The organism is Candidatus Sarcina troglodytae (assembly GCF_015708635.1).
In the GTDB taxonomy this organism is placed as follows: Bacteria; Bacillota; Clostridia; order Clostridiales; family Clostridiaceae; genus Sarcina; species Sarcina ventriculi.
This window is the reverse complement of the sequence record NZ_CP051754.1, coordinates 1,487,249-1,499,817: the sequence shown is the minus strand read 5'-3', so window position 1 is coordinate 1,499,817 and position 12,569 is coordinate 1,487,249. Positions and strand designations below refer to the sequence as shown.

General features: G+C 28.7%; 12 protein-coding genes. All 12 read left to right on the top strand.

Annotated features, from left to right (window positions below):
• Positions 1-8 precede the first annotated feature (8 nt).
• The 12 genes from rbfA (at position 9) to pgsA (ending at position 12,488) form a co-directional block, all read left to right on the top strand.
• Complete coding sequence (rbfA, locus tag HH195_RS06720) at positions 9-359, top strand: 30S ribosome-binding factor RbfA (RefSeq protein ID WP_055257153.1); 351 nt, start codon at positions 9-11, stop codon at positions 357-359.
• 1 nt (position 360) lies between these two features.
• The gene (locus HH195_RS06715) at positions 361-1,314 is read left to right on the top strand and encodes a DHH family phosphoesterase (RefSeq protein WP_112365661.1); all 954 of its coding nucleotides are present in this window, start codon (positions 361-363) and stop codon (positions 1,312-1,314) included.
• Positions 1,315-1,316: 2 nt separating this feature from the next.
• A complete protein-coding gene (gene truB / locus HH195_RS06710; protein ID WP_196370378.1) occupies positions 1,317-2,201 on the top strand; it encodes a tRNA pseudouridine(55) synthase TruB in 885 nt (294 codons plus the stop codon).
• Positions 2,202-2,212: 11 nt separating this feature from the next.
• The gene (locus HH195_RS06705) at positions 2,213-3,142 is read left to right on the top strand and encodes a bifunctional riboflavin kinase/FAD synthetase (RefSeq protein ID WP_196370376.1); all 930 of its coding nucleotides are present in this window, start codon (positions 2,213-2,215) and stop codon (positions 3,140-3,142) included.
• Between the two features lie 115 nt (positions 3,143-3,257).
• Complete coding sequence (rpsO, locus tag HH195_RS06700) at positions 3,258-3,521, top strand: 30S ribosomal protein S15 (RefSeq protein ID WP_082412286.1); 264 nt, start codon at positions 3,258-3,260, stop codon at positions 3,519-3,521.
• A gap of 85 nt (positions 3,522-3,606) precedes the next feature.
• Positions 3,607-5,715, top strand: coding sequence for a polyribonucleotide nucleotidyltransferase (locus HH195_RS06695; protein WP_196370374.1), 2,109 nt, complete (start codon positions 3,607-3,609; stop codon positions 5,713-5,715).
• A 130-nt stretch (positions 5,716-5,845) separates the two neighbouring features.
• Positions 5,846-6,121: a YlmC/YmxH family sporulation protein gene (locus HH195_RS06690; RefSeq protein WP_196370372.1), complete on the top strand. Its 276-nt coding sequence runs from the start codon at positions 5,846-5,848 to the stop codon at positions 6,119-6,121.
• 13 nt (positions 6,122-6,134) lie between these two features.
• Positions 6,135-7,334 (top strand): aspartate kinase, encoded by a 1,200-nt coding sequence (gene dapG / locus HH195_RS06685; protein WP_196370370.1) that lies wholly within the window; start codon positions 6,135-6,137, stop codon positions 7,332-7,334.
• Positions 7,335-7,389: 55 nt separating this feature from the next.
• Positions 7,390-8,085: a ClpP family protease gene (locus tag HH195_RS06680; protein ID WP_196370368.1), complete on the top strand. Its 696-nt coding sequence runs from the start codon at positions 7,390-7,392 to the stop codon at positions 8,083-8,085.
• A gap of 191 nt (positions 8,086-8,276) precedes the next feature.
• A complete protein-coding gene (locus HH195_RS06675) occupies positions 8,277-10,523 on the top strand; it encodes a DNA translocase FtsK (RefSeq protein ID WP_196371915.1) in 2,247 nt (748 codons plus the stop codon).
• A 68-nt stretch (positions 10,524-10,591) separates the two neighbouring features.
• Positions 10,592-11,926 carry a 30S ribosomal protein S12 methylthiotransferase RimO gene (gene rimO, locus HH195_RS06670; protein WP_196370366.1) on the top strand — a complete coding sequence of 445 codons (1,335 nt, stop codon included), beginning with the start codon at positions 10,592-10,594 and terminating at the stop codon, positions 11,924-11,926.
• Entirely contained in the window at positions 11,910-12,488 is a 579-nt protein-coding gene (gene pgsA / locus HH195_RS06665; RefSeq protein WP_055257142.1) for a CDP-diacylglycerol--glycerol-3-phosphate 3-phosphatidyltransferase, read from the top strand. Before rimO ends, pgsA begins: the two co-directional genes overlap by 17 nt.
• Positions 12,489-12,569 lie beyond the last annotated feature (81 nt).

Here is a 12,569-nt window from a genome sequence, read left to right as displayed (position 1 = left end):
TGATTTATATGGCTAACTATAGAGGTGGAAGAATCAACGAAGAAGTTAGGAAAGAAGTTAGTGATATTATTAGAAATAATATAAAAGATCCAAGACTTACTGCAATGGTATCTGTAACTAGTGTATCTGTAACTAAAGATTTAAGGTATGCTAAAATTTTTGTTAGTGTATTTTCTAATAATGAAGAAGAAAAGAATAATTCTTTTTTAGCTCTTAAAAATTCTGCTGGATTTGTAAGAAAGGAACTTGGGCATAGAATAAATTTAAGATATACACCAGAGGTATTATTTGAATTAGATAATTCAATTGATAAAGGAATGCATATAGATAGTCTATTACAAAAAATTAAGGAGAAATAAAATGTTTAAAGACATTAAAGATATAATAGATAGTAGTAAAAAAATTGCTATAACATATCATGTTTCTCCAGATGGAGATGCCTTAGGTAGTGCTCTTGCACTACTTCAAGGCATCAGAATTTATGGAAAAGAAGCTTATGTTATCTCTAAAGATATAATTGGAGATAACCTAGGCTTTCTGCCGTATAGTTCAGAAATAACTGGAGAAATAACAAAACCGGTAGAAAAAACAGATTGTGTTATAGTGGTAGATTGTGGTAATTATGAAAGAATATCTGCTGATTTAGAAAGTTTTAAAGGTAATATCATTAATATAGACCATCATTTATCTAATGATAGATATGGAAACATAAATTTTATAAATGTAAAGGCAGCGGCTACAGCAGAAATAATATATGAATTTTTATTAAGTTTGAATGTAGAAATAAATAATGACATAGCTACATGCATATATACAGCTCTTATGACTGATACTGGATCTTATAGATACTCAAACACAACAAAGGTTACTCATTATATAGCTGGTGATTTAATAGAAAATGGATTAAATCATGAAGAAATTCATAAAAAGGTTTTTGATAATAAATCCTACGAAAAATTAAAGCTAATAGGATTAGTTTTAAATAAAATGGAGCTTGTATGTAATTCTAAAATAGCATTAATGCAAGTTACAGAAGAAATGATTGAAGAATCTAAAGTAAATATTAAAGATTCATCAGATATAATTTCTATGGGAAATCAAATAAAAGGAATAGAGGGTAGTGTTCTTTTAAAAGAGTCAGATATAGGAATAAAGGTAAGTTTAAGATCTAAAAATGATTTAGATGTAAGAAAAATTGCAGAGTCTTTAGGTGGAGGAGGTCATACAAAGGCATCTGGTGCCTTGATAAAAGATAAAACTATTAAAGAGGCTAAAGAAATAATAGTTAGACTTTTAGAGAAAGAGCTGATATAAAAATGAACGGTGTAATAAATATTATAAAAAATACAGGGATGACTTCATTTGACGTTGTAGCAAGGGTTAGAAAAATTACAAAAGAAAAAAAGGTTGGACATACTGGAACATTAGATCCAGAAGCATCTGGAGTTCTTCCAATATGTCTTGGAAAAGCTACAAAAATAATAGATTATATGATGGAGAATGAAAAGGCTTATAGGGTATCTTTTAAACTTGGAATAGTGACAGATACTTATGATTTAGAGGGTAAAATAATAAGAGAGAAAGATGCATCTAATGTAGATAAAGAAGAAATAATAAGAGTTATTTCAAATTTTATTGGTAATATAAAGCAAGTTCCTCCTATGTATTCAGCCTTAAAACAAAATGGAGTAAAGCTTTATGAATTAGCAAGAAAAGGGATAGAGGTAAAAAGAGAAGCAAGAGATATAACAATATATAAGATTGAAAATATAGATATACAAGATGAAATATGTATGGATGTCTATTGTTCTAAAGGGACATATATTAGAAGTCTTTGTTTTGATATTGGTGAAGAATTAGGTGTCGGTGCTACAATGACAAAGCTATGTCGTATAAAAAATGGGAACTTTACATTACAAAATGGATTAAATATAGACGATCTTAATGAGGAGAATGTAAAAGAAAGAATTATATCAATTGAAGAAGCTTTATGTAGATTCGATAAAATAGTTGTAAATAATAAATTTACTAAACTTTTAGTAAATGGAGTGCGAGTTTATGATAAAAGATTATGTAAAGACATTATAAAAAACAATAAATTATATAGAGTTTATGATGATTTAAATACATTTATAGGTCTTGGAAGAAAAGATGATAGTGGATTTAAAATAGAAAAGCTACTTATAGAAAAAAACAATTGAAGGAGAGACCTATGATTTTAATTGATGATAAATTAAATGAAAAAATTTCTGAAAATATATATGTTGCTCTAGGTAGTTTTGATGGAATGCATAAGGGACATTTACTTCTTATAGATAAAATTATTAATTTAGCTAACAAAAATAATGGAAAGAGTATGGTATATACGTTTAAAAATCATCCATTAACTATTATTAATAAAGATAAGGCTCCTAAGATATTACTTGATAATAAAAGAAAAGAAGAAGTTTTGGGAAATTTAGGAGTAGATATTTTATGTTTGAAAGAATTTGATGAGAAGTTAATGAAATTAAGTCCTGAAGCTTTTATAGAAAATCTAGTGCATGAATTTAATATAAAAGGTATAGTAGTTGGTTTTAATTATAGATTTGGATATAAGAATAAGGGAGATTTAGAACTTTTAAAAACTCTTAGTAAAAAGTTTGATTTTGAATTATATATAAAAGAAGCTTATACGATTGAAAATGAAATCGTGAGTTCAACAAGAATAAGAGAACTAATATCTTTAGGGGAAATTAAAAAAGCAAATGAAATGCTTGGAAGAGAATATGTTTTAAGAGGAGAAGTAGTAGGGGGGAGAAGACTAGGTAGAACTATAGGGTTTCCAACAGCTAATTTAAAACCTTTAACAAATATATTAATTCCTAAAATAGGTGTTTATTATACAAACGTAGAAGTTGAAGGAAAGATATATAAAGGAATTACATCAGTTGGAAATAATCCCACAGTAAATGGAAAAAATATTACAATAGAGACTAATATATTAGATTTTAATAAAGATATTTATAATAATAATATAAAGGTTTATTTTTTAGATAGAATAAGAGATGAAAAGAAATTTTCAAGTTTAGATGAACTTAAAATACAACTTGAAAAGGATAAGAAATTTGCTAAAAATCAAAGTGAAAAGATAATTTTATAAAACTTAGTTTACAACTAAAATCACTTTTGATATAATCATATAGAACCTAAATCTAAGATATGAGGGTGCCGGCTTATTTCTTGGATATAGGGGTTAAATTTTAGGAGGTATTAAAATGGATAAAACTAAAAAACAAGAGATTATAGCTAAATATGGAAGACATGAAGGAGATACTGGTTCTCCAGAAGTTCAAATAGCATTATTAACAGAGAGAATAAACTCTTTAACAGATCATTTAAGATTTCACAAAAAAGATCACCATTCAAGAAGAGGTCTTTTAATGATGGTTGGTCAAAGAAGAGGCTTATTAAATTATCTTTCTGACCAAGATATAGAAAGATATAGAGCTATAATCAAAGAATTAGGATTAAGAAGATAATTTATTAGAGCGGTTATGCCGCTCTATTATTTTAGAAATATTAATAAATGAAAAAACTTGTTAAATATCGAAAGGAGGTATTTAAATGAATAATGTACATGAAGTCAACATAGCTGGAAGAAATATGAAAGTTGAATTTGGAAAATTGGGTATGCTATCAAATGCATCTATATTAATGAGCTATGGAGATACTGTAATATTAACAAATGCCAATGCATCAGAGAACCCAAGAGAAGGAATAGATTTTTTCCCTTTATCTGTTGAGTATGAAGAAAGATTGTACTCTGTAGGAAAAATACCTGGAGGGTTTATAAAAAGGGAAGGTAGACCAACAGATAAAGCTATACTAAATGGAAGAGCTGTAGATAGACCAATAAGACCGTTATTTCCAAAGGGATATAGGAATGATGTTCAGGTTGTATGTACAGTAGTATCTGTGGAAAAGGATAATTTGCCAGAAATTTTAGCAATAAATGCGGCATCTATGGCACTTTGCTTGTCATCAATACCATTTACAACACCGGTTGCAGCAGTTCAAGTAGGATTAATAGATGGAAAATTTATATTAAATCCGACATCTAAAGAGAGAGAAGAAAGCACTATGCAATTAACTGTGTGTGCTACAAAAGAAAGAGTCATGATGATTGAGGCTGGTGGACATGAAATACCAGAACAAACAATGATAGATGCTATAGCTTTTGGTATGGAAAAATGTCAAGACATAGTTAAATTTCAAGAAGAAGCTATGAAGATGTTTGGAAAGGAAAAAGATGTTCCAGAATTATATAAGGTAGATGAAGTTATAGAAGAAGAAGTGAAATCTTTTGCATTTGATATGATAAAAGAAGCTATGAATATAACTGATAGAGACACAAGAAATGAAAGAATGGATGAAGTTAAAGTTAAGATAATGGATGAATTTTCTGAAAAATATCCAGAAAACATTTCTGATATAGGTGAAGTAGTATACACTCTTCAAAAGAAAATAGTAAGAAATATGCTTCTTAAGGAAAAGAAAAGAGTAGATGGAAGAGCGTTTGATGAGGTTAGAAATATATCTTGTGAAGTAGACATTCTTCCAAGGACTCATGGAACGGGGCTTTTTACTAGAGGACTTACACAAGTTATGACTGTGGCAACTTTAGGAGCTATTGGTGAAATACAAATTTTAGATGGTATAGGTGAAGAAGAATCCAAGGGATATATGCATCATTATAACTTCCCAGCATATTCAGTAGGAGAAGTTAAATCGCTTAGAGGACCAGGAAGAAGAGAGATAGGTCATGGTGCTTTAGCTGAAAGAGCGTTAGAGCCATTAATACCATCACAAGATGAATTCCCATATACTATAAGGCTTGTTTCAGAAGTTTTAAGTTCAAATGGATCAACTTCGCAAGCATCAGTATGTGGTAGTACATTAGCTTTATTAGATGCTGGTGTTCCTATAAAAAGACCAGCAGCAGGTATTGCGATGGGGCTTGTAACTTCAGAAGACTTAAGTGAAGAAGAAGTTCTAACAGATATACAAGGTTTAGAAGACTTCTTTGGGGATATGGATTTTAAAGTTGCAGGAACAGTTGAGGGTATTACATCTATTCAAGTTGATACAAAAATTGCTGGACTTTCACCAAAGGTTATAAGAGACGCTATAATGGGAGCTAGAAAAGCAAGACTTATGATTTTAGATAAAATAAAAGATTGTATACCAGAAGCTAGAAAAGAAGTTTCAAAATATGCTCCTAAAACATCAGTTATGCAAATAGATCCAGAAAAAATAAGGGATGTAATTGGTGCTGGAGGAAAAACAATAAATAAAATAATTGAAGACACTGGAGTTAAGATTGACATAAAAGAAGATGGGAAAGTTTTTGTATCTTCTTCGGAAGCTCAAGGTGTTAAGGATGCTATTAAGATAATAGAAGGATTAACTAAGGAAGTTAAGGTTGGAGAAGTATACTTAGGAAAAGTAGTAAAAATAACTACTTTCGGTGCTTTTGTTGAAATATTACCAGGTAAAGAAGGATTGGTTCATATTTCTAAATTAGATACATCAAGGGTGAACAAAGTTGAAGATGTTGTATCTGTAGGAGATGAAATTTTAACTAAGGTTGTAGAAATAGACGCTCAAGGAAGAATAAATCTTTCAAGAAAAGATGTTTTAGAAGCGGCTAATACTGAAAAAAAAGATAATTAAAATTAAAAAGCTAGATAATTTTAAGGCAATTTTTATTGCCTTTTTATTTTGTTAGTGAGTAATAAAATATCATTTATCATACAATATACTTTTTTTAAATATATTATAAAGATGATAGGGGGTATTTTGTATGGCAAATGTTAAGTATTTAAGTGAAATAGAAAAATATGAAATAATAAACATTAATGATGGAGAAAAATATAGTTCACTCTCTAATAATGATATAATAGTTGATGAAAATGGGGGGCTACGTTACTTAATAATTAATTTAGGTAGTGGTAAATTTAGTTTGTTTTCTCAAGGTGATGAGTATTTAGAAATTGCGTGGGAAAAAGTGAAAAGGATAGGTGCTAAAACTATAATATTAGACGTTGAACAAGATGAAATAAAGAAAACAAAATTATAGGAGCGTGAATTTTGTGAAGATAATTATACAAAAGTTTGGAGGAACTTCAGTATCTACAAAAGATAAAAGAGAAATGGTAGTTTCAAAGGTTAAAAAAGCGATAAGTGATGGATATTTTCCTGTGTTAGTTGTATCAGCTATGGGAAGACGTGGAGAGAGTTATGCAACTGATACATTGTTGTCACTTATAAGCGATAATTTTAAAGAAAACAATAAGCAAGGAACAGATTTGCTTATGAGTTGTGGAGAAATTATAAGCACTGTTGTCATGAGTGATTGTTTGTTTGAGCATGGGATAGATGCAGTACCTTTAACAGGGGGGCAAGCTGGAATTTTAACTGATAATAATTATTCAAAAGCTGATTTTTTAGATGTAACTCCCAAAAAAGTTTTGGAAATATTAAATAAAGGAAAGGTTCCTGTAGTTGCAGGATTTCAAGGTAGAGATATTGAAGGGTATTTTACAACTTTAGGAAGAGGTGGTAGTGATACATCAGCTGCTGCTTTGGGTGTTGCTCTTAAAGCTTGTGAAGTTGATATATATACAGATGTTGATGGTATAATGACGGCAGATCCAAGAATTGTATCAACTGCTGAGCTTATAGATAAAATAAGTTATAATGAAGTGTTTCAATTAGCAGATCATGGAGCAAAAGTAATTCACCCAAGAGCGGTTGAAGTTGCAATGCGTGGTAATGTTCCACTTGTAATTAAAAATACTATGTCTTCTAGCGAGGGAACAGTAATAGATAGTGTTGGGGATACTGAAGATACAAGATTTTTAACTGGAGTAACGCACACTTCAGGTAGAATACAAATTTCAATAAAGCTTAAAGATAACTTAAATAATGAAAAATATAAGAGTATTTTAGAAATATTAGCTCAAAATAAAATAAGTTTAGATTTAATAAATATTTTTCCGAAAGAAAAAGTCTTTACGATAAGTGAAGAAGTTCGAGATACATTTAGAAAAATAATGAAAGAAAATAAATTAAAGTATACTTATATAGATGAATTAAGTACAATAGCAGTTGTAGGTTCAAAAATGAAGGGTATTCCAGGAGTTATGGCTAAAATAATAAGTACTTTAGATAAATATAACATAGAAGTTTTGCAAACAGCAGATTCTCATATGACAATATGGTGTTTAGTAGAAACTAAAAATGTACGAGATGCTATTAATGCACTTCATAAAGTTTTTATTGAAAAATAGAATAAAAGGCAAATCTTTCGTATAAACTAAATGTAGTTTTAGGAGGAAATGCTAAATGAAAAATGAGAGTAAAGAAATAAAAAATGAAAATTTAGAAGAAATAAAAGAATTAGGTACAACTGTTCCAAAAGAAGACAATCATTCAAATATACAAGTTGTAACAATAATTGGTCAAATAGAAGGACATAATGTTCAACCACCACAAAATAAAACCACTAAATATGAACATATGATACCTGAAATAATTAATTTAGAACAAAATGACAATGTGGAAGGGATACTTTTTGTTTTAAATACAGTAGGTGGAGATGTAGAGGCAGGTCTTGCTATAGCTGAAATGATTAGAAGTTTGAGTAAGCCTACTGTATCTCTTGTAATTGGAGGGGGACATTCTATAGGGGTTCCATTGGCAACATCATCAGATTATTCGTTTATATGTCCATCTGCAACTATGATAATTCATCCTATCAGAATGAATGGCTTAATTATAGGTGTGCCTCAAACATTTGAATATTTTAATAAAATGCAAGAGCGAATAAATGATTTTGTAGTTAGGACATCAAATATAAAAAAAGAAAAATTAAATGAATTGATGTTACAGACAGATGCGCTTTTAAACGATATGGGAACTATATTAATAGGGGAAGAAGCTGTAAAGTGTGGCTTAATTAATGAAGTAGGTGGCGTAAAAGATGCATTAAATAAGCTAAATGAATTAATAGCAGATTCTAAAGAACAATTAAGACCATAGGATTTCCTATGGTTAAGTTTTTGCATATAAAAGGTTTTATGTATGTATCATAGAATTTATATAAAGTAAAACAAGTAAGAGGTGATAGGGTGGCTACAAAAAAGAAAAAAAGCAAGAAAAATGTTAGTATAATAGATAAGTATTTAAAAGAAATATACGGTGTTATTTGGATAGGGATAAGTATTATTTTAATGTTTAGCCTTTATACGAATTGGGCTGGATATTTAAGTGTAATATCTAAAGATATCTTTGTGAATCTTCTAGGGGTAGGAGCTTTTACATTACCTATATATATGATATATGTGATAATTAAATTAAATTTTCTAAAGGAAAAAAAAATACTAAATGCTAAGTTTGTGGGAGTTACGATAGTTGTTATAACTACAATGTTATTAATTCAATTGTTGGATATGAAAAGTATAGATACAAATAATTTTATGAATGCAATATCTAACATAATCAATTCTCAAAATGAGATAACTGGAGGAATAATAGGCTTTATAATAGTGTTTCCTATATATAAATTAGTTGGAAGTATAGGACTTTACATAATATTTATAATTGCATATTTTATTGCGTCAGTTCTTATTTTTGATTATAGTATAAATGATTTGAAAAAATTATTTAAGTTACTAATTAACAATAAAACTAATGTTAGAAATAGTGTTTCTAAAAAAGGTAGAAGTGATTCTAAAAAAATAAAAATTAAAGTAAATAATGAAGAGAGTGAAAAAGAAGAGTTTCTAAAAAATATAGAGAGTAAAATAAAAATACTAGATTTTATGAAGAATACTCCTAAAAGTTCTATTGAATTAGAAGAAAAAAGTGAGATAAAAATAAACACTGATTCTAGAGAAAATGCAGATATTAAAGTGCAACATCATAAATTAGATGATAAATTTAAAACTCAAAAAATAAAAAAAATAGAAGGAAATTCACCAATAAGAGGAAATGAAGATGTAATAAGTAAAACGCAAGAAATTCAAAGTAAAACGTATCAAAATAAGAAATATGTTAGACCAAATGCGGACCTTTTAAATATAAACACTAATTTAAAGCTAGATAAAAATGAAAAAAAAGAGCTTTTGGAAAATGCTGATAAATTAGAAAAAACTTTATTAAGCTTTGGAGTAGAGGCTAAAATTCTAGAGGTTACAAAAGGACCGTCAGTGACTAGATTTGAACTTCAACCTAAAGCTGGTATAAAGGTTAGTAAAATAGTTAACTTGTCAGATGATATAGCCCTTGGGCTTGCTGCTAAAGGAGTTAGAATAGAAGCTCCAATTCCAGGTAAATCAGCCATAGGAATAGAAGTTCCAAATAAAGAACAGACTCCGGTATTTTTTAGAGAAATCTTAGAATCTAATGAATTTAAAAACAATAATTATAAAGTTGCTTGTGCACTTGGAAAAGATATTACTGGTAAATGTATAGTAACAGATATTAGCAAGATGCCTCATGTTTTAATTGCAGGGGCGACAGGTTCAGGTAAAAGTGTTTGTATAAATACACTTATTGTAAGTATATTATATAAATATTCGCCAGAAGATGTTAAGCTTTTAATGGTAGATCCAAAGGTTGTTGAACTTAATGTATATAATGGAATTCCACATCTTTTAATTCCAGTAGTAACAGATCCTAAAAAGGCGGCTGCAGCTTTAAATTGGGCAGTAAATGAAATGACAAGGAGATATAAGCTTTTTGCAGATAATGGAGTTAGAAATGTAGATTCTTACAATGAATTGGTTAAAAAAGGAGTTGTAGAAGAAAAACTTCCTTATATAGTGATAATAATAGATGAACTTGCTGATCTTATGATGGCATGTCCAAGGGATGTAGAAGATTATATATGTAGGTTGGCTCAAATGGCAAGGGCAGCTGGTATGCATCTTGTAATTGCAACACAAAGACCATCAGTTGATGTTATAACAGGTCTTATAAAGGCAAATGTACCATCTAGAATATCATTTGCAGTATCTAGTCAAGTAGATTCAAGAACTATACTAGATTCAACAGGGGCAGAAAAACTTTTAGGTAAAGGGGATATGTTATTTTATCCAGTTGGAGAATCAAAACCTAAGAGAGTTCAAGGAGCATTTATATCAGAGGAAGAGGTTGAAAATGTTGTATCTTTTATAAAGGATATAAAATCTGATAGTAAATGTGAAAGTGAGATATTAGAGTATATAAATTTTGCTAGTGATACATCTATTAAGAGTAATGAAGATTGTGATGAACTTTTAGATGAGGCTATAAAAATAGTAGTAGAAACAGGACAAGTTTCAACATCATATCTTCAAAGGCGACTTAGAATAGGATTCAATAGGGCGGCAAGAATAGTAGAGGAACTTGAAAAAAATAGAATAATATCTGCTAGAGATGGAAATAAACCAAGACAGGTACTTATGTCTAAAGAGGAATTTGAAAATATAAAATAAGTTCTTGTTTAAATTATAAAAGAACTTTAAAATATAGAATGTATATTGAAACTTAGGAGGAGAGAGAGTTGACAAAATATAAAGTTGGAATGGTTAGCCTAGGCTGCGATAAAAATAGAGTTGATTCAGAAATTATGCTAGGGCAAGTAGAAAGGGAATATGAATTAACTAATAATCCTAAAGAGGCAGATATAATTATAGTAAACACTTGTGGATTTATAGAAAAGGCTAAACAAGAATCCATAAATACTATATTAGATATGGCAAAATATAAAATAAAATATAAATGTAAGCTTTTAATAGCTACAGGATGTTTAACTCAAAGATATGGAAAAGAGCTTTTAGATCTTATGCCAGAGCTTGATATAGTCTTAGGAGTTAATGATTATGAAAAAATAAATAAGGCTATTGAAGGATTTATAAAAGAGAATAAAAAGATTTCTTCAACAAACTTTACTAATGAAGGAATAAATGAAGGCAAAAGAATAATAACAACTAATAAGAGTAGTGCTTATTTAAGAATAGCAGAGGGTTGTAATAATTTTTGTACTTATTGTATAATTCCCAAAATAAGAGGAAAATTTAGGAGTAGAAAAATTGAAAATATAATAGAAGAAGGGAAAATTCTTGCAAATGCAGGTGTTAAAGAAATAATACTAATAGCACAAGATACAACCAATTATGGTATAGATTTATATAATGAGAAAAGGCTTCATATAGTTTTAAGAGAATTAAGTAAAATAGAAGGAATTGAATTTATAAGAGTTATGTATTGTTATCCTGAGGCTATTTATGGTGAATTAATAGAAGAGATAAGTAAAAATGATAAAGTGTGTAAATATTTAGATCTTCCAATTCAACATATAAGTAATGATATATTAAAGAGAATGGGTAGAAAGACAAGTAAAGAAGAAATTATAGATAAGATAAAAACATTGAGAGAGAATGTTTCTAATATTGTATTAAGAACATCATTAATAGTTGGATTTCCAGGGGAAACAGAGAAAGATTTTAATGAATTAAAAGAATTTTTAAAAGAAATGAAGTTAGATAAAGTAGGAGTATTTACATATTCACAAGAAGAAGATACACCAGCTGCACTAATGGAAAATCAAATAGATGAAAAAATTAAGCAACAAAGGGAAAAAGAGCTTATGGAGGTTCAAAAAGAAATATCTAAAGCAATCAATAAAAGTAAGGTCGGAAGAACTTACAAAGTATTAGTAGAAAGTGAAAATAGTGATTATTTTATAGGAAGAAGTTATGAAATGGCTCCAGATATTGATGGATTAATTTATATAAAAGAGAAAAATTTAAAAGCTAACAAATTCTATGATGTAAAGATAAAAGAAGCATTAGAGTATGATTTAATAGGGGTGGTTTTAAATGAATCTTGCAAATAAGCTTACACTTTTAAGAATATTTTTAGTACCAGTATTTTTAATATTTTTCTTAGTAGAAGGAATAGATTATGGAACAATAGTTGCAACCATAGTGTTTATTGTTGCTTCTATAACAGATCAATTAGATGGTCATATAGCAAGGTCTAGAAATCAAATAACAACGTTTGGAAAATTTATGGACCCATTAGCAGATAAACTTTTAGTTACAGCAGTCTTTGTATGTTTAGTTCAAATAGGTATGATTCCTGCTTGGGCAGTTATAATAATATTATCTAGAGAGTTTGCAGTATCAGGTTTAAGAAGTATTGCTGCTTCAAATGGATTAGTTATTGCAGCTAGTTGGTGGGGAAAAATAAAAACAGTAACTCAAATGCTAGCTATATTATTATTTTTATTAACTGTTAATATAATGACTATTGGAAATACTAATTTATTAGTTAATTTTTTCCCGGGTTTTCTTGTTGCATCTAATATAGTCTTTTATATATGTGTTGTAATAACAATAATATCAGGAATAGATTATTTTATAAAGAATAGAAAAGTTATAACTTTTGACAAATAATGGTTTATAAATAAAAAATATGGGAATAATAAAATATAAAGTGTTAATTATTTAATGCTTTATATTTTCTTTTATATTGAC

Bases quoted from the DNA above. Each gene is read 5' to 3' on its own strand.
- rbfA (WP_055257153.1), top strand. From the start codon at position 9: ATGGCTAACTATAGAGGTGGAAGAATCAACGAAGAAGTTAGGAAAGAA.
- HH195_RS06715 (WP_112365661.1), top strand. From the start codon at position 361: ATGTTTAAAGACATTAAAGATATAATAGATAGTAGTAAAAAAATTGCT.
- truB (WP_196370378.1), top strand. From the start codon at position 1,317: ATGAACGGTGTAATAAATATTATAAAAAATACAGGGATGACTTCATTT.
- HH195_RS06705 (WP_196370376.1), top strand. From the start codon at position 2,213: ATGATTTTAATTGATGATAAATTAAATGAAAAAATTTCTGAAAATATA.
- rpsO (WP_082412286.1), top strand. From the start codon at position 3,258: ATGGATAAAACTAAAAAACAAGAGATTATAGCTAAATATGGAAGACAT.
- HH195_RS06695 (WP_196370374.1), top strand. From the start codon at position 3,607: ATGAATAATGTACATGAAGTCAACATAGCTGGAAGAAATATGAAAGTT.
- HH195_RS06690 (WP_196370372.1), top strand. From the start codon at position 5,846: ATGGCAAATGTTAAGTATTTAAGTGAAATAGAAAAATATGAAATAATA.
- HH195_RS06680 (WP_196370368.1), top strand. From the start codon at position 7,390: ATGAAAAATGAGAGTAAAGAAATAAAAAATGAAAATTTAGAAGAAATA.
- HH195_RS06675 (WP_196371915.1), top strand. From the start codon at position 8,277: ATGTTTAGCCTTTATACGAATTGGGCTGGATATTTAAGTGTAATATCT.
- pgsA (WP_055257142.1), top strand. From the start codon at position 11,910: ATGAATCTTGCAAATAAGCTTACACTTTTAAGAATATTTTTAGTACCA.